Source organism: Pseudomonas sp. WS 5051 (assembly GCF_012985715.1).
Taxonomy (GTDB): Bacteria; Pseudomonadota; Gammaproteobacteria; order Pseudomonadales; family Pseudomonadaceae; genus Aquipseudomonas; species Aquipseudomonas bubulae.
Genome location: NZ_JAAQWV010000006.1, coordinates 107,058 through 124,041, shown reverse-complemented (window position 1 = coordinate 124,041; position 16,984 = coordinate 107,058). Strand labels below are relative to the sequence as shown.

17 protein-coding genes and 1 pseudogene are annotated in these 16,984 nt (G+C 58.2%); 14 read left to right on the top strand and 4 right to left on the bottom strand.

The genetic code is table 11. The annotated features are described in order from the left end of the window. Window positions 1–24: 24 nt before the first annotated feature. The 4 genes from HBN79_RS11805 to purT all read left to right on the top strand — a co-directional run bounded on the left by HBN79_RS11805 (window position 25) and on the right by purT (window position 2,662). Entirely contained in the window at window positions 25–549 is a 525-nt protein-coding gene (locus HBN79_RS11805) for a gamma carbonic anhydrase family protein (protein WP_095001245.1), read from the top strand. After that, window positions 546–755, top strand: coding sequence for a DUF1289 domain-containing protein (locus tag HBN79_RS11800; RefSeq protein ID WP_016781908.1), 210 nt, complete (start codon window positions 546–548; stop codon window positions 753–755). The genes HBN79_RS11805 and HBN79_RS11800 overlap by 4 nt, the downstream gene beginning before the upstream one ends. Before the next feature lie 177 nt (window positions 756–932). Further along, a complete protein-coding gene (locus HBN79_RS11795) occupies window positions 933–1,394 on the top strand; it encodes a VUT family protein (RefSeq protein ID WP_095018202.1) in 462 nt (153 codons plus the stop codon). 86 nt (window positions 1,395–1,480) lie between these two features. Next, complete coding sequence (gene purT, locus HBN79_RS11790) at window positions 1,481–2,662, top strand: formate-dependent phosphoribosylglycinamide formyltransferase (protein WP_133144293.1); 1,182 nt, start codon at window positions 1,481–1,483, stop codon at window positions 2,660–2,662. A gap of 108 nt (window positions 2,663–2,770) precedes the next feature. On the opposite strand, the gene HBN79_RS11785 is transcribed toward purT, so the two are convergent. The 3 genes and pseudogenes from HBN79_RS11785 to ccsA all read right to left on the bottom strand — a co-directional run bounded on the left by HBN79_RS11785 (window position 2,771) and on the right by ccsA (window position 6,048). Beyond that, complete coding sequence (locus HBN79_RS11785) at window positions 2,771–4,087, bottom strand: MFS transporter (RefSeq protein ID WP_095001248.1); 1,317 nt, start codon at window positions 4,085–4,087, stop codon at window positions 2,771–2,773. A gap of 257 nt (window positions 4,088–4,344) precedes the next feature. After that, a pseudogene (locus HBN79_RS11780) lies at window positions 4,345–5,040 on the bottom strand (transporter associated domain-containing protein); the annotation flags it as partial. Window positions 5,041–5,235: 195 nt separating this feature from the next. Further along, window positions 5,236–6,048 carry a cytochrome c biogenesis protein CcsA gene (gene ccsA / locus HBN79_RS11775; RefSeq protein WP_095001249.1) on the bottom strand — a complete coding sequence of 271 codons (813 nt, stop codon included), beginning with the start codon at window positions 6,046–6,048 and terminating at the stop codon, window positions 5,236–5,238. Between the two features lie 208 nt (window positions 6,049–6,256). Here ccsA and ffh point away from each other — a divergent pair, with 208 nt between their 5' ends. The 6 genes from ffh (at window position 6,257) to HBN79_RS11745 (ending at window position 10,341) form a co-directional block, all read left to right on the top strand. Then, the gene (gene ffh / locus HBN79_RS11770; protein WP_095001250.1) at window positions 6,257–7,633 is read left to right on the top strand and encodes a signal recognition particle protein; all 1,377 of its coding nucleotides are present in this window, start codon (window positions 6,257–6,259) and stop codon (window positions 7,631–7,633) included. A 249-nt stretch (window positions 7,634–7,882) separates the two neighbouring features. After that, the gene (rpsP, locus tag HBN79_RS11765) at window positions 7,883–8,134 is read left to right on the top strand and encodes a 30S ribosomal protein S16 (protein WP_095001251.1); all 252 of its coding nucleotides are present in this window, start codon (window positions 7,883–7,885) and stop codon (window positions 8,132–8,134) included. A gap of 5 nt (window positions 8,135–8,139) precedes the next feature. Next, window positions 8,140–8,679 (top strand): ribosome maturation factor RimM, encoded by a 540-nt coding sequence (gene rimM, locus HBN79_RS11760; RefSeq protein ID WP_048363294.1) that lies wholly within the window; start codon window positions 8,140–8,142, stop codon window positions 8,677–8,679. Window positions 8,680–8,681: 2 nt separating this feature from the next. Continuing rightward, a complete protein-coding gene (gene trmD / locus HBN79_RS11755) occupies window positions 8,682–9,434 on the top strand; it encodes a tRNA (guanosine(37)-N1)-methyltransferase TrmD (protein WP_003440270.1) in 753 nt (250 codons plus the stop codon). A 45-nt stretch (window positions 9,435–9,479) separates the two neighbouring features. Continuing rightward, window positions 9,480–9,830 carry a 50S ribosomal protein L19 gene (gene rplS, locus HBN79_RS11750; protein WP_003440273.1) on the top strand — a complete coding sequence of 117 codons (351 nt, stop codon included), beginning with the start codon at window positions 9,480–9,482 and terminating at the stop codon, window positions 9,828–9,830. Between the two features lie 97 nt (window positions 9,831–9,927). Next, window positions 9,928–10,341: an acyl-CoA thioesterase gene (locus HBN79_RS11745; protein ID WP_095001252.1), complete on the top strand. Its 414-nt coding sequence runs from the start codon at window positions 9,928–9,930 to the stop codon at window positions 10,339–10,341. 6 nt (window positions 10,342–10,347) lie between these two features. Here HBN79_RS11745 and HBN79_RS11740 read toward each other — a convergent pair whose 3' ends face one another. Beyond that, the gene (locus HBN79_RS11740; protein ID WP_095001253.1) at window positions 10,348–12,144 is read right to left on the bottom strand and encodes a sodium:proton antiporter; all 1,797 of its coding nucleotides are present in this window, start codon (window positions 12,142–12,144) and stop codon (window positions 10,348–10,350) included. Window positions 12,145–12,264: 120 nt separating this feature from the next. Here HBN79_RS11740 and xerD point away from each other — a divergent pair, with 120 nt between their 5' ends. The 4 genes from xerD to thrC all read left to right on the top strand — a co-directional run bounded on the left by xerD (window position 12,265) and on the right by thrC (window position 16,971). Continuing rightward, window positions 12,265–13,161, top strand: coding sequence for a site-specific tyrosine recombinase XerD (gene xerD / locus HBN79_RS11735; protein WP_095001254.1), 897 nt, complete (start codon window positions 12,265–12,267; stop codon window positions 13,159–13,161). Window positions 13,162–13,283: 122 nt separating this feature from the next. Continuing rightward, window positions 13,284–14,015 (top strand): DsbC family protein, encoded by a 732-nt coding sequence (locus HBN79_RS11730; protein WP_095001255.1) that lies wholly within the window; start codon window positions 13,284–13,286, stop codon window positions 14,013–14,015. 136 nt (window positions 14,016–14,151) lie between these two features. Continuing rightward, complete coding sequence (locus tag HBN79_RS11725; protein ID WP_016781922.1) at window positions 14,152–15,456, top strand: homoserine dehydrogenase; 1,305 nt, start codon at window positions 14,152–14,154, stop codon at window positions 15,454–15,456. Window positions 15,457–15,561: 105 nt separating this feature from the next. Continuing rightward, window positions 15,562–16,971, top strand: coding sequence for a threonine synthase (gene thrC, locus HBN79_RS11720; RefSeq protein ID WP_095001256.1), 1,410 nt, complete (start codon window positions 15,562–15,564; stop codon window positions 16,969–16,971). The last annotated feature ends 13 nt before the right edge of the window (window positions 16,972–16,984 follow it).

Here is a 16,984-nt window from a genome sequence, read left to right as displayed (position 1 = left end):
CCACGCCTGCCTTGAGGACATCCCATGAAATACCGCTTGGGCGACTCGTTCGTCGAAACCCATCCCGAAAGCTGGACCGCGCCCAATGCCACCCTGATCGGCAAGGTGCGCCTGGAAGAGGGCGCCAGTGTCTGGTTTAACGCCGTGTTGCGTGGCGATAACGAACTGATCCTGATCGGCAAGCACAGCAATGTGCAAGATGGTGCGGTGATGCATACCGACATGGGCTATCCGCTCACACTTGGCACGGGCGTGACCATCGGTCATAACGCCATGTTGCATGGTTGTACGGTGGGCGATTACAGCCTGATCGGTATCAATGCAGTGATCCTCAATGGCGCGAAAATCGGCAAGCATTGCATCATTGGCGCCAACTCGTTGATTGGCGAAGGTAAGGAAATTCCGGACGGCTCGCTGGTCATGGGGTCGCCGGGCAAGGTGGTACGTGACCTGACGGATGAGCAGAAAAAATTGCTGGAAGCCAGCGCGGCCCACTACGTCAAGAACGGCCAGCGATATGCCCGTGACCTTCAGGTGCAAGAACAATGACGGAAGCAGAGCGCCCGGTCGCCTCGCCCTGTGTGAATATCTGCGCGCTGGACGACGACGATGTGTGCAGTGGCTGCCAGCGTACCGTGGCGGAAATCACCCGCTGGAGCCGCATGACCAACCCGGAGCGCCGCGAGGTGCTAGTGCTGTGCCATGAGCGGGCCAAAGCCAGTGGTGTGGTGTGGATGTTGGGTTCCGGTAGCTGACAACGCTTCTTTATTGTGTGAGCGGGCTTGCTCGCGATGCAGGCGCCGCGAGCTGTCAGGCAAACTGCGCTGATGTCATCGTGAGCAAGCCCGCTCCCGCAGGGGGATGTCGCGGGTACAAAATCGACTGCGACTCAAGTACCCTGTGCGCCTTATTTAGAGGTGTCGCCCGCTGCCATGCTGTTTCTTGTCGCTTATATCGCCAGCGTCGTGCTGATCAACTACGCGTTTTCCACTGCGCCGCACCTGGACATCATCTGGTCAGCCTGGGGTGGCCTGGTGTTTGTATTGCGCGACATGGTGCAAACCCGATTCGGTCACGGTGCCCTACTGGCCATGCTGGCGGCCCTGGTGTTGTCGTACGTCACCTCCGATCCTTCCATTGCACTGGCCAGCGCCACTGCCTTCGCCGTGTCCGAGTGCATCGACTGGCTGGTCTTCAGCATCACCAAGCGGCCTTTGCATGACCGCTTGTGGATCAGCTCTGCGCTGAGCATCCCGATCGACACCTTTATCTTCTTCGGCATGATCGATGCCTTTACCCCTGGCGTGATCATTACCGCCATGGCCTCGAAATTCGCCGGCGTCACCTGCGTATGGCTGGCAATGGCCTGGCGTTTGCGCAAAGCCTCGGTCTAGTCATGTAAAATGCCGGCCTTTGTATCCCCCTGCAGGCGCTGGCTTGGTCAGTGCCTTCGATGATTTTGTTTCCTTGAGGACCTGAAATGACCCGTATCGGAACTCCACTGTCGCCCACTGCGACCCGCGTCATGTTGTGTGGCTGCGGTGAGCTGGGCAAAGAAGTTGTCATCGAATTGCAGCGCCTGGGGGTCGAAGTGATCGCCGTCGATCGCTACGCCAATGCACCTGCCATGCAGGTTGCCCATCGCAGTCATGTGATCAACATGCTTGACGGCGCCGCCCTGCGTGCCGTCATCGAAGCAGAACAACCGCACTTTATCGTTCCGGAAATCGAAGCCATCGCCACCGCCACCCTGGTGGAGCTGGAAGCTGAAGGTTTCACCGTTATTCCGACGGCGCGTGCCACGTCGTTGACCATGAACCGCGAAGGCATTCGTCGCCTGGCAGCCGAAGAGCTGGACCTGCCAACCTCGCCGTACCATTTTGCCGACACCTTTGAAGACTACAGCGCCGCCGTGCTGGATCTGGGCTTCCCGTGCGTGGTCAAGCCGGTGATGAGTTCGTCAGGCAAGGGCCAGAGCCTGCTGCGCAGTGCTGAGGAGGTTAAGGCTGCGTGGGACTACGCGCAGGAAGGCGGTCGTGCGGGCAAGGGTCGGGTCATTATCGAAGGCTTTATCGACTTCGATTACGAAATTACTTTGCTGACCGTGCGCCATATTGGCGGTACCACGTTCTGCGCACCGGTTGGTCACCGACAGGAGAAGGGCGATTACCAGGAATCCTGGCAGCCGCAGGCAATGAGTCCGATCGCGCTGGCCGAGTCCGAGCGTGTCGCCAAGGCTGTTACTGAAGCGCTGGGTGGTCGTGGTCTATTTGGCGTTGAGTTGTTTATCAAGGGCGATCAGGTGTGGTTCAGCGAAGTGTCGCCGCGCCCGCACGATACCGGCCTGGTGACATTGATTTCTCAGGATCTGTCGCAGTTCGCATTGCATGCTCGCGCCATTCTCGGCCTGCCGATTCCATTGATTCGTCAGTTCGGGCCATCGGCTTCGGCGGTGATTCTGGTAGAAGGTCAGTCGACCCAGACTGCATTCGCCAACCTGGGTGCTGCCCTGAGCGAACCGGACACCGCATTGCGCCTGTTCGGCAAGCCAGAGGTCAACGGCCAGCGTCGCATGGGCGTGGCCCTGGCTCGCGATGAGTCGATTGAAGCAGCTCGCGCCAAAGCGACCCGCGCGGCCAAGGCAGTAGTTGTAGAGCTGTAAAAACCATTGTGGGAGCGGGCTAGCTCGCGATTCAATTGCCCCGGTACATCTGATGTACCGAGGCGTTGCAATCGCGAGCTAGCCCGCTCCCACAGGTTAAGTGTTTCTTCAAGCCACCTTGTTCAGGTCAGCCTCTTTCGTTTCCTTCAGGCACAGCACGGCAATCAGGCTGAGAATCGCTGCGCCCGACACGTACCCGCCTACCCAGCTCAACCCCCCCATGCTCACCAGCTTTTGCGCAAAAAAAGGTGCAGCGGAAGCTCCGACAATGCCACCCAGATTGTAAGCCGCCGACGCGCCGGTATAGCGCACGCGGGTCGGGAACAGTTCAGGGAGCAGGGCACCCATCGGGGCAAAGGTCACGCCCATCAAAAACAGCTCGATGCACAGGAACAGCGCCACACCCCAGGTGGTGCCGTGGGTGAGCAGAGGCTCCATCAGAAAACCTGACAAGATCGCCAGCACGCCACCGACTATCAGCACCGGCTTGCGTCCATAACGGTCACTGGCCCACGCCGACAGAGGTGTGGCCGCCGCCATGAACAGCACGGCAAAACACAGCAGGCCGAGGAAGGTTTCGCGGGTATAGCCCAGGGTGGCGACGCCATAGCTCAGGGAAAACACTGTCGAGATATAGAACAGTGCGTAACACACCACCATCGAAGCGGCGCCCAGCAGCATCGGTGCCCAGTATTGGCTGAAGAGTTCGACGATGGGCATTTTCACCCGCTCGTGCTGTGCCACGGCCTTGGCAAACACCGGTGTCTCTTCCAGCTTCAGGCGTACATACAGACCCACCATCACCAGCGCTGCGCTAAGCAGGAAGGGAATGCGCCAGCCCCAGGAGCGGAACTGCTCATCGCTCAGGCTCATGGCCAGAATCAGAAACAGGCCATTGGCCGCCAGAAAACCGATCGAAGGCCCCAGCTGCGGAAACATGCCATACCAGGCGCGCTTGCCCTTGGGGGCGTTTTCGGTGGCCAGCAATGCCGCGCCGCCCCATTCGCCACCCAGCCCCAGGCCCTGGCCGAAGCGCAGCACGCACAGCAGGATCGGGGCCCAGGCGCCGATCGTGGCGTAGCCCGGCAGCACCCCGATCAATGTGGTGCACACGCCCATCAGTAGCAGTGAGGCCACCAGGGTGGATTTGCGTCCGATGCGGTCACCGAAGTGGCCAAACAGGAATGAGCCCAGCGGGCGGGCGAGAAAGGCGATGCCGAAGGTCAGAAACGCCGACAGCATTTGTGCGGTACCGGATGTCTGCGGAAAAAATACCGGGCCTATCACCAGTGCAGCGGCGGTGGCATACACATAAAAGTCGTAGAACTCGATGGCCGTGCCAATAAAGCTGGCCGTGGCAACGCGGGTGGCGGAGTTGGCCGGCTTGTCGGGCGTAGCTTCGCTATAGGTTGTGCTGGAGGTCATGCGTATATCCCTGACAGTTATGAGCCCTGTGCCGATGTCCGCTTTGGCGGTGCGACATGGCGAGCAATTTTTATGGTCGTTGGCCCTGAGGGATAACAGGGTGCAAGCGCAGTTCAGGATGGGAACGTACGCAGGTACTGCGTCATACAACGCGCCGACAGCGCTGGGTGCGGGTAACACGCGTGTTGGCGAGGCTTGGGTAAGCGATGATGATTATAGGGAGGCCCGCTCAAATGTAACAAGACCTTGCGCGGCGATTAAACCGCGGGCTTGACGCTGTTGTGCCAGATCAGTACGCGGCTGACGCGGTTTTCTTCGGTCTGGAGGATCTCCAGGCGATAGCCGCCGATTTTCAGGCACACGGTGGTCTCGGGGATGGTTTCCAGCGCTTCGGTGACCAGGCCATTGAGGGTTTTCGGGCCGTCGCAGGGCAGGTGCCAGCCCAGGGCCTTGTTCAGCTCGCGAATGGAGGCTGCACCATCGACAACATAACGGCCGTCGGGCAGGGGGTCGATATGGGGGTTATCGATATTCTGCTCGTCTTCGAACTCGCCGACGATCTCTTCGAGGATGTCCTCAAGCGTCACGATGCCAAGCACTTCGCCGTATTCATCGACCACCACGCCCAGGCGGCGCTGCTGCTTGTGGAAGTTAAGCAGTTGCAGTTGCAGCGGGGTGCTTTCGGGGATGAAGTAAGGTTCGTGGCAAACGGCCAGCAGTGCTTCTTTGGTCAGGCTGGCGTCGGGCAGCATGTGCTGGATGTGGCGGGTGTTGAGGATGGCTTCGACCTGGTTGATGTCGTTGTGAAACACCGGCAGGCGTGTGCGCGAGGTCTGGCGCAACTGCTCAATCAGGTCTTCGATCGGGTCGTCGAGGTTCAAGCCTTCGACTTCGTTGCGCGGGATCAGGATATCGTTGACCGTGATGTTGTCCAGCGCATGGATGCCTGATAGCAGGGCCGGGCGGCTGTTGGGCTGCTCGTCCTGTTGCTGGGGAGCCTCCTCTCGCAGCTGCTGGGCGTTGGTGCGCCTGGCGCGGGCACTGCTTTTGCCCAGTATAAAGCCGATAAATACAGCGGCTCCTGCGATCAATAGTGCCGAAATTGTCAGAATCGGCCCAGGGGGCAAGCTATCCATAATTATCGCCCGTCAGATATGCAGAATGTATTCACGAACCAGCTTGCTGCCAAAGTAGGCCAGCATCAGCAGGCAAAAACCGGCAAAGGTCCAGCGGATGGCCTTGTGACCGCGCCAGCCGAGGTGGTGACGGCCCCACAGCAACACGCTGAATACGATCCAGGCCAGGCAGGCCAGCAGGGTCTTGTGCACCAGGTGCTGGGCGAACAGGTTGCCCAGAAACAGCCAACCGGAAACCAGGGACAGCGAAAGCAGCGACCAGCCGGCCCAGAGAAAGCCGAACAGCAGGCTTTCCATGGTTTGCAGTGGCGGGAAGTTCTTGATCAGGCCCTTGGGATGCTTGTGCTTGAGCTGATAGTTCTGCAGCGACAGCAACAGCGCCTGGAACACCGCAATGGTGAACATGCCATAGGCCAGAATCGACAGCAGGATATGCGCGAGTATGCCTGGCTCTTCATTAATGACCTGAACCGTGCCGGGCGGGGCGAATTCGGACAGCAGTACTGTCAGCATGCCCAGCGGGTATAAAAGCAGCAGCAGGTTCTCGACCGGTATGCGGGCGCAGGCCGCCAGGGTCACGGTAATCACGGCCACGGCAATCAGGCTGGCTGCACTGAAGAAGTCCAGTTCAAGGCCTGCAGGCGTCATCAGGTGGGTGAACAGGCTGGCGGCGTGGGCGAGTACGGCAAGAATGCCGAGCGTCACCAACAGGCGTTTGTTTGCCTTTGCGCCCTGGCGCAGACAAGAGCCCTGATAGAAGGTCGCAGCGGCATACAAGCAGGCGGCGGCGAGGCTGGGTAGCAAACTGGGTGACAAGGGGAGCATAAATCCTGTTAGGCAAGCCCGAAAGGACTGAGTTTGGCATACAACCGCCTGTGCACGAAAGACCACATAAGCCGACGGCATGGTGTCGGACACGGCCAGTCTTCGCTATAATCCGCGACCTGCCCACGCCGCAGGCTCGCCGAGCATCAGTTTTACACGGGCTGGGCCGCAATAACCCCGGTCTACTTTGGGCCTGAAAGGATCGCGCATGTTTGAAAATTTAACCGACCGTCTTTCGCAGACGCTGCGCCATGTCACCGGCAAGGCCAAGCTGACCGAAGACAATATCAAAGACACCCTGCGTGAAGTACGCATGGCGTTGCTGGAAGCCGACGTGGCTTTGCCAGTGGTCAAAGACTTCGTCGCTGCGGTCAAAGAGCGCGCTGTCGGCACTGAAGTGTCGCGCAGCCTGACGCCGGGCCAGGCGTTTGTAAAAATTGTTCAGGCTGAACTTGAAAGCCTGATGGGCGCTGCCAACGAGGACCTGGTCCTTAATGTCACGCCGCCAGCCGTTGTATTGATGGCCGGTTTGCAGGGCGCTGGTAAAACCACGACTGCCGGCAAGCTGGCGCGCTTCCTTAAAGAGCGCAAAAAGAAAACTGTGATGGTGGTCTCGGCCGACGTTTATCGTCCGGCTGCGATCAAACAGCTCGAAACCCTGGCCAATGAAGTCGGTGTAACCTTCTTCCCGTCCGACCTTAGCCAGAAGCCGGTAGACATCGCTCGCGCCGCCATTGCGGAAGCCAAGCTGAAGTTCATCGACGTGGTCATCCTCGATACCGCAGGTCGCCTGCATATCGATGCCGAGATGATGACCGAGATCCAGGAGCTGCACGCGGCCGTCAAGCCGGCAGAAACCCTGTTTGTCGTCGACGCCATGACTGGCCAGGATGCGGCCAACACCGCCAAGGCGTTCGGTGATGCATTGCCGCTGACCGGGGTGATCCTGACCAAGGTCGACGGTGATGCCCGGGGTGGTGCGGCGTTGTCCGTGCGAGCCATTACCGGCAAGCCGATCAAGTTCATCGGTATGGGTGAGAAGAGCGATGCGCTCGAGCCGTTCCACCCGGATCGTATCGCTTCGCGCATCCTCGGCATGGGCGACGTGCTCAGCCTGATCGAGCAGGCCGAACAGACCCTCGATAAAGACAAAGCCGACAAACTGGCTAAAAAGCTTAAAAAAGGCAAAGGCTTCGATCTCGAAGACTTCCGTGACCAGCTGCAACAGATGAAGAACATGGGTGGCCTTGGCGGCCTCATGGATAAACTGCCGAACATGGGTGGTGTCAATCTGGCGCAAATGGGCAATGCCCAGGGCGCAGCTGAGAAACAGTTCAAGCAGATGGAAGCCATCATCAACTCCATGACCCCGGCCGAGCGCCGCGACCCTGAGCTGATCAGCGGTTCGCGCAAACGCCGGATTGCCATGGGCTCCGGCACTCAGGTGCAGGACATCGGCCGCTTGATCAAGCAGCACAAGCAGATGCAAAAGATGATGAAAAAATTCTCCACCAAAGGTGGGATGGCGAAAATGATGCGCGGCATGGGCTCGATGATGCCCGGCGGCGGCATGCCAAAAATGTAATTTACCCGCCCGGACGCTTGCGTCCGGGCAACTCGCAGCAATGCGAGACACCCGGCAAACCCGCACTGTGCGGGAGCTGACCTGTCACCATTCGTGGTGACCTAGTTGCAAGTCTGTACGGCATGCCGATAGGCGCCAGAAAAAGACATTTGCAAAAGTCCGGATATTCCTTAGAATATGCGGCCTTTCGGGCACCTATGCCCGCTGTGCCTTTAGATTTGCAGCACCGACTACAGGAACGATGTTCACATGCTAACAATCCGTCTTGCCCTTGGCGGCTCCAAAAAGCGCCCGTTTTACCACTTGACCGTTACCGACAGCCGTAACCCACGTGACGGTTCCCACAAGGAACAAATTGGTTTCTTCAACCCGGTTGCCCGTGGTCAGGAAATCCGTTTCTCCGTTAAAGAAGACCGCCTCGCCTACTGGCTGAGCGTTGGTGCTCAACTGTCTGAGCGTGTTGCTCAGCTGGTTAAAGAAAACGCTAAGGCTGCGGCCTGAGCAATATGAGCGTGACGCCTGAAACTGCTGATGATTTGATCGTTATCGGCAAAATCTACTCGATTCACGGCGTGCGCGGCGAAGTGAAGGTTTATTCCTTTACGGATCCAATTGATAACCTGTTGGACTACAAAAAACTGACGCTTCGGCGCGGTAATGATGTACGACAGGCAGAGCTGGTCAGTGGCCGTTCTCATAACGGCAAGTTTCTGGTTGTAAAGCTCAAGGGTCTCGATGACCGTGATGAAGCTGGTCTTCTTCGTGAATTCGAAATCTGCGTGCCGCGTAACCTGTTTCCTGAGCTGACCGACGGCGAGTACTACTGGTACCAGCTGCAGGGACTGAAAGTGACCAACCTTGAAGGGCAATTGCTCGGCAAGATTGTTGACCTGATGGAAACTGGCTCGAACGATGTCATGGAAGTCAAACCTTGCCCAGGTAGCCTGGATGATCGTGATCGCTTGTTGCCCTATACAGAGCAATGCGTGTTGAGCGTCGACCTTGCAGCTGGCGAGATGAAGGTGGATTGGGATGCGGACTTCTAAGCGTGGCTAAATTGCGCGTAGAAGTGATCAGTTTGTTTCCCGAAATGTTTTCCGCCATCAGCGACTACGGCATCACTAGTCGTGCGGTGAAACAAGGGCTCTTGCAGCTGACTTGTTGGAACCCGCGAGACTACACAACGGATCGGCATCACACTGTGGATGATCGCCCATTTGGCGGTGGTCCGGGCATGGTGATGAAGATCAAGCCTCTGGAAGATGCACTGGTTCAGGCCAGAGAAGCAGCCGGAGAGGCGGCGAAGGTGATTTACCTGTCGCCCCAAGGCCGTCAACTGAATCAGTCGGCGGTACGCGAGCTGGCGAATGAGGAAGCATTAATCCTTATTGCAGGTCGTTATGAAGGCATTGACGAGCGTTTTATAGACGCTTATGTCGATGAAGAGTGGTCAATTGGTGACTATGTACTCTCTGGTGGCGAGCTGCCGGCGATGGTTCTGATTGATGCGGTTACACGACTGCTGCCTGGAGCTTTAGGGCATGCGGACTCCGCGGAGGAAGATTCCTTCACAGATGGTCTGCTGGATTGCCCGCACTACACCCGACCGGAGGTGTATGCGGATCAGCGTGTTCCCGACGTATTGCTTAGTGGCAATCATGCACACATCCGGCGTTGGCGTTTACAGCAGTCCCTTGGGCGGACCTTTGAACGACGCGCCGATCTTCTGGAAAGCCGCTCGCTTTCTGGAGAAGAGAAGAAGCTGCTCGAGGAATACATCCGCGAGCGGGACGATAGTTAACAACGTATCGATGGTAGATCAGTTGATCTACCTTAGGAGCACAGCATGACTAACAAAATCATCCTTGCACTCGAAGCAGAGCAGATGACTAAAGAGATCCCTCCTTTTGCCCCGGGCGACACCATTGTCGTTCAGGTGAAAGTGAAGGAAGGCGATCGTTCGCGTCTGCAAGCTTTCGAAGGTGTAGTGATTGCCAAGCGTAACCGTGGCGTGAACAGTGCTTTCACTGTTCGTAAAATCTCCAACGGTGTTGGCGTAGAGCGTACTTTCCAGACCTACAGCCCGCAAATCGACAGCATGGCTGTTAAGCGTCGCGGTGACGTGCGTAAAGCCAAGCTGTACTACCTGCGCGACCTGTCGGGTAAAGCAGCTCGCATCAAGGAAAAACTGGCTTAAGTCCAGCTTCCCGATGCAGAAAAAAGCAGCCTTCGGGCTGCTTTTTTGTTGCCTGAGATTTGTCAGACCTTTGTCCAGTTGTAGGTAGTAAGAAAGCATGACTTCGCGTGAGCAAGAGATTCAACGCCGTACCGACCTCTCCGTTACCCGTATTACCAAAGCGGTATTCCCCTCTACCACCAATCACCACAACACCCTGTTTGGCGGCACCGCGCTGGCGTGGATGGACGAAGTTTCGTTTATTGCCGCAACGCGTTTTTGTCGTCTGCCGTTGGTGACGGTGTCCACGGACCGTATTGATTTCAACCATCCGATCGCGGCTGGCTCCATCGTTGAGCTGGTGGGGCGTGTGGTTAAAGTTGGCAACACCAGCCTCAAGGTTGAGGTCGAGGTGTATGTCGAAAGCATGAGCTGCGATGGTCGCGAACTGGCGATCCAGGGCTTGTTCAGCTTTGTCGCCATCGATGATGACAAGCGCCCGGTACCGGTGTTGCCAGGGTTTGCCTCGTAACAGCTGCTACGGGTGCCTGATCAACGCCAGCAGCGTCCACCCGGAGCCTGGTTTCAATTCACTGTCAGGTGTCACTACATGCACCCAGCCAGTGTTGTCGCGGGCGAAGAGCAGGGTGACGCGCTTGCCATGCAGGGCCAGGTAGTCCGCCCAGGTGAAGTTGTCGGTCAGTGTGGTGCTGTACAGCTCGGCTCCCTGGCTCAACTCACTGGCGAGCTGGCCGTAGGTCAGCGCCGGGTTGCCCAGGGCTTGACCGCGGTACTCGTGGCTGGCGCGATGCTTGTCAGTGCGACGAATTTCCTGGCCATTGGTCAGTGTAAACAAGCGCTGCAGCCCGAACTCGTGATGAAAGCGTGCCGCTGCCAGGGTATTCAACTCGCCAGAGGGTGACAGTGCGAGCAAATGCCCCAGCCCCACCAGATCCAGGTGACTCTCGGCATGCTCTGAAGCCGGATTGCCAAAGTAAGTGGGCAAGTTGTCCATGCGCGCGGCGCGAATGTGTTCCCAGTTGGAATCGGTTAGCAGTACGCGGCTGCCCAGTTGCTGCAATGCCTTGCCAATAACCCGGGCCGGGCCATTGGCGCCAACGATCAAAAAGCCGCTGGGGGCCGGCTCCGCCACTTTGAGCAGGCGGGCCAGGGGCCGTGCCGTCGCGCTTTGCAGCACCACCGTACCGATGATCACTGCAAAGGTCAGGGGCACCAGTAGCAGCGCGCCGTCATGGCCTGCTTCGTCCAGGCGGATCGCAAAAATTGCTGAAACGGCTGCCGCGACGATCCCGCGTGGGGCGATCCAGGCGAGCAAGGCGCGTTCGCGCCAGTTCAGTTTTGAGCCAAAGGTCGAAATCACCACGTTCAGCGGCCGGGCGATAAATTGAATAATCAGCAGCAACACCAGCACCACAGGCCCCAGGCCGATCATGGCGTTCAAGTCCAGGCGCGCCGCCAGCAGGATAAACAGCCCCGAGATCAGGAAGATGCTCAGGTTTTCCTTGAAGTGCAGGATGTTGCGTACATCCACCCCCTTCATATTGGCCATCCACATGCCCATCAAGGTGACCGCCAGCAGTCCGGACTCATGCATCACCGTATTGGCGCCAATAAATACGCCCAGCACTGCTGCCAGCGTGGCCAGGCTGTGCAGGTACTCCGGCAGCCATTGGCGGCGTACGATCTGCCCCATGATCCAGCCACCTACAATGCCGAATAAGCTGCCGCATACAATCACCCCGGCAAAGGTCAGCAGGCTGTGGCTCAGGCCCTCGCCCGTGGCGCTGGCGATGATAAAGCTGTAGACCACCACCGCCAGCAGCGCGCCAATCGGGTCGATGACAATGCCTTCCCAGCGCAGGATATTGGCAATCGATGCCTTGGGCCGTACTACGCGCAGCATCGGCACAATCACCGTAGGCCCGGTGACCAGTGTCAGCGTGCCGAACAGCAAGGCCAGAAGCCAGTCAAAGCCCAGTAGCCAATGGGTCGCCAGGGTGATCACGGCCCAGGTCGAGAGCGCACCGATAGTTACCAGCCGATGGACCACAGTGCCGATTTCGCGCCACTCGGACAAATGCAGGGTCAGGCTGCCTTCAAACAGAATCAGCGCCACCGCCAGTGAGACCAGCGGCATCAGCAGCGGGCCGAACAATTCTTGCGGGTCCAGCCAGCCCAATACCGGGCCGACCAGGATCCCGCTCAACAGCAGAAACAGGATGGCCGGCAGCTTCAGTCGCCAGGCCAGCCACTGTGAGCCCAGGGCAGCGATGCCGATGCCGCCGAAAGACAGCAAAATCTGTTGTTCGGTCATAAGGTCATCCTGTGAAAACTTGGGGTTTATGGCATCCGCCAGCCATGAAAGACTAGCGCTCACTTTTGCAGTTCACTTTATATTTGTGCGCAGCCTCCGGCCTGTGCGTTTCGAGAGCCAATGCCCGCTATAGACGACCCACTTATCGACCGTTTTCTGGATGCCCTGTGGCTGGAAAAAGGCCTGTCGGACAACACCCGCGGTGCTTATCGCAGTGACCTGGCCTTATTCAATGGCTGGTTGCAGGAGCGCGGTATCGCTGTGGCCAGCGCCGGGCGCGAGTTGATCCTCGATCATCTCGCCTGGCGCCTGGAGCAGGGCTACAAGCCTCGCTCGACTGCGCGCTTGCTCTCAGGTTTGCGTGGCTTCTATCGTTATCTGCTGCGAGAAAACCTGATTGCCGTCGACCCTACCTTGCAGGTCGATATGCCCCAGTTGGGCAGGCCATTACCCAAGTCCCTGTCAGAGGCAGACGTAGAAGCGCTGCTCGCCGCCCCTGATCTGAGTGAGGCTATCGGCCAGCGTGATCGGGCCATGCTTGAAGTACTGTATGCCTGTGGCCTGCGCGTAACCGAATTGATCAGCCTGACTCTGGAGCAGGTCAACCTGCGCCAGGGCGTTTTGCGCGTGATGGGCAAGGGCAGCAAGGAACGCCTGGTGCCGATGGGGGAGGAGGCCATCGTCCGGGTCGAGCGCTACATGCGCGATGCCCGGCATGAGCTGCTGGGCGGTCGCCCCAGTGATGTGCTGTTTCCCAGTCAGCGCGGTGAACAGATGACCCGCCAGACCTTCTGGCATCGCATCAAGCATCAGGCCAGGGTGGCCGGGATCGACAAGTCGCTGTCGCCACATACCTTGCGCCATGCCTTCGCCACCCATTTGCTCAATCACGGCGCCGATTTGCGTGTGGTGCAAATGCTGCTGGGGCACAGCGACCTCTCGACGACACAGATTTACACCCATGTTGCCCGTGCCCGACTGCAGGACCTGCATGCCCTCCATCACCCGCGTGGCTAGTCGGAGTCGGTCATGCAGGCCATCTGTGGTAGGCTTTGCCGGTTTAGAAAGCGCGCCGCCCAAACCCGTTGTTTCAGGACGGGTATCGGGGTTGGCAGCTTTGCCCGTCTTCAGGAGTTCCCATGCGTGTGATCCAGATTTTCGCCGCCGCAGCCATTGCGTTGGTCAGCACCTTCTCGTTCGCCGATACCGGCGCCGAACAAGCAATCCGCAAGAGCCTCGAAACCCTGCAACTGGATGTGCCGGTCGAGAGCATCAGTGCCAGCCCCATGGCCGGCCTGTATGAAGTCAAGCTCAAGGGCAGCCGCGTGCTGTATGCCAGTGCCGATGGCCAGTTCATCGTTCAGGGCTACATGTTCCAGCTCAAGGACGGCAAGCCGGTGAACCTGACCGAGCAGGCCGAACGTGTTGGCGTGGCCAAGTTGATTAATGGCATTCCGGTGGCAGAGACCGTCGTTTACCCTGCCATCGGCGAAACCAAGTCGCATATCACGGTATTTACCGACACCACTTGCCCGTATTGCCACAAATTGCATGCCGAAGTCCCGCAACTGAACAAGATGGGGATTGAAGTGCGCTATGTTGCGTTCCCGCGTCAGGGCCTCGGCTCACCGGGTGACCAGCAGCTGCAGGCGGTGTGGTGTTCCAAGGACAAAAAAACGGCGATGGACAAGATGACTGATGGTAAAACCGTCGAGGCGCCAAAATGCGCCAATCCGGTTGCCAAGCAGTTCGCCATGGGCCAGTCCATCGGCGTCAATGGCACGCCAGCCATCGTTTTGGCTGACGGTCAGGTGATTCCGGGTTATCAGCCTGCTGCGCAGGTTGGCAAGCTGGCACTCAGTGTTAAATAATCCAGTGTCGTCACGATAAGCCTGTGACGATCATGGCGGGGCAGTTCAGTTGCCCGGCCATTAATAGAGAACCGTGGCAATCCACGGTTGTTTTTCACGGCCGACCTTGAGTCGGCCGTTTTATGGGGAGTTCAGCGTGAATCCGGTCAAAGTAGGTATCTGTGGGCTCGGGACCGTCGGTGGCGGCACCTTCAACGTACTAAAGCGTAACGCCGAGGAGATTGCCCGCCGTGCCGGGCGTGGTATCCAGGTTGCGCAAATTGCAATGCGTACGCCAAACCCTCAGTGCGACATTACCGGTACCCCCATTACCAACGATGTATTCGCTGTTGCGACCAACCCTGAAATCGACATTGTTATCGAGCTGATTGGTGGTTACACCATCGCCCGTGAACTGGTGCTCAAGGCCATCGAAAACGGCAAGCATGTCGTGACCGCGAACAAGGCGCTGATTGCCGTTCACGGTAATGAAATCTTCGCCAAAGCCCAGGAAAAGGGCGTGATCGTGGCGTTCGAAGCGGCCGTTGCAGGCGGTATCCCGGTGATCAAGGCGATCCGTGAAGGTCTCTCGGCCAATCGTATCAACTGGGTGGCGGGCATCATCAACGGTACCGGTAACTTCATCCTCACCGAAATGCGCGAAAAAGGCCGTACGTTCGAAGACGTGCTGGCTGAAGCACAAGCGCTGGGTTATGCCGAGGCAGATCCGACGTTTGACGTTGAAGGTATCGATGCGGCGCACAAACTGACCATTCTGGCGTCGATTGCTTTCGGTATCCCGTTGCAGTTCGACAAGGCCTACACCGAAGGCATTACCAAACTGACAACCGCTGATGTGAATTACGCAGAGGCGCTGGGTTATCGCATCAAGCATCTGGGTGTTGCACGCAGCACGGCCAACGGCATCGAGTTGCGGGTTCACCCGACGCTGATTCCGGCTGACCGCCTGATCGCCAACGTCAACGGCGTAATGAACGCAGTCATGGTCAACGGTGACGCTGCCGGTTCGACCCTGTTCTATGGTGCTGGCGCCGGTATGGAACCAACGGCTTCGTCCGTGGTTGCCGACCTGGTAGACGTGGTGCGTGCCATGACCAGCGACCCGGAAAACCGCGTACCGCACCTGGCCTTCCAGCCGGATCTGCTCTCCGACCATCCGATCCTGCCGATCGAAGCGTGCGAAAGCGCCTACTACCTGCGCATCCAGGCCAAAGATCACCCGGGCGTATTGGCCCAGGTAGCGAGCATCTTGTCCGAGCGCGGCATCAACATCGAATCGATCATGCAGAAAGAAGTCGAAGAGCATGACGGCCTGGTGCCAATGATCCTGTTGACCCATCGGGTAATTGAACAGCACATCAACGATGCCATTGCCGCGCTTGAAGCATTGCAGGGCGTTGTGGGTCCGGTCGTTCGCATCCGCGTTGAGCATCTTAATTAATTAAGAGCGGCAAGCGGCAGCGGCAAGCGGCAAGCAAGAGCACATCGGCTTTTACTTGTTGCCTGGCGCTAAACCGCTTGGCGCTCAAACCGAAGGTTTGAACCCATGCGCTATATCAGTACCCGTGGCCAGGCACCGGCCCTGAATTTTGAAGATGTGTTGCTGGCCGGTCTGGCCAGTGATGGCGGTTTGTATGTACCGGAAAACCTGCCGCGCTTTACCCAGGAAGAAATCGCTTCCTGGGCCGGTTTGCCTTACCACGAACTGGCCTTTCGGGTTATGCGCCCGTTCGTGACCGGCAGCATTCCGGATGCAGACTTCAAAAAGATTCTCGAAGAAACCTACGGCGCGTTTTCCCACGCAGCTGTAGCGCCACTGCGTCAGCTAAACGGCAATGAATGGGTACTTGAGCTGTTCCACGGTCCGACCCTGGCGTTCAAGGATTTCGCCCTGCAACTGCTCGGCCGCTTGCTCGATTACGTGCTGGCAAAACGTGGCGAGCGTGTAGTGATTGTCGGCGCGACTTCCGGGGATACCGGTTCGGCGGCGATCGAAGGCTGCAAGCATTGCGAAAACGTCGACATCTTTATCCTGCACCCCAACAACCGGGTATCGGAAGTCCAGCGTCGGCAGATGACCACGCTGTTCGGTGACAACATTCATAACATCGCCATCGAAGGCAACTTCGATGACTGCCAGGAAATGGTCAAGGCCAGCTTCGCCGACCAGGGTTTCCTCAAGGGTACACGCCTGGTCGCCGTAAACTCGATCAACTGGGCGCGGATCATGGCCCAGATCGTTTACTACTTCCATGCCTCCCTGCAACTGGGCGGGCCACACCGTTCCGTGTCGTTCTCGGTGCCTACCGGCAACTTCGGCGACATCTTTGCGGGCTACCTGGCACGCAACATGGGCCTGCCGATCAACCAGCTGATCGTTGCCACCAACCGCAACGACATCCTGCACCGCTTCATGAGCGGCAATCAGTACGCCAAGGACACCTTGCACGCGACTCTGTCGCCGTCGATGGACATCATGGTGTCGTCGAACTTCGAGCGCTTGCTGTTCGACCTTCATGGTCGCAATGGCGCAGCCGTTGCCGGTCTGATGGATACCTTCAAGCAAACCGGTAATTTCAGCGTTGATGAAGATCGCTGGACCGAAGCGCGTCGTCTGTTTGATTCGCTGGCGGTTGATGATGAGCAAACCTGCGAAACCATCGCTCAGGTATTTGTCGAAAGCGGCGAAGTGCTCGATCCGCACACCGCTATCGGCGTGCGTGCGGCCCGTGAATGCCGTCGCAGTCTGGATATCCCGATGGTCATTCTGGGCACGGCACATCCGGTCAAGTTCCCTGAAGCGGTTGAAAAAGCCGGCATAGGAAAAGCGCTCGAACTGCCGTCTCACCTTTCTGACTTGTTTGAGCGAGAGGAGCGTTACACCGTACTGGCTAATGACCTCAAGGCTGTCCAGGGCTTTGTCAGCCAGCATGGCAACCGTGGCAAGCCGCTTTAACGGCATTCGTCTT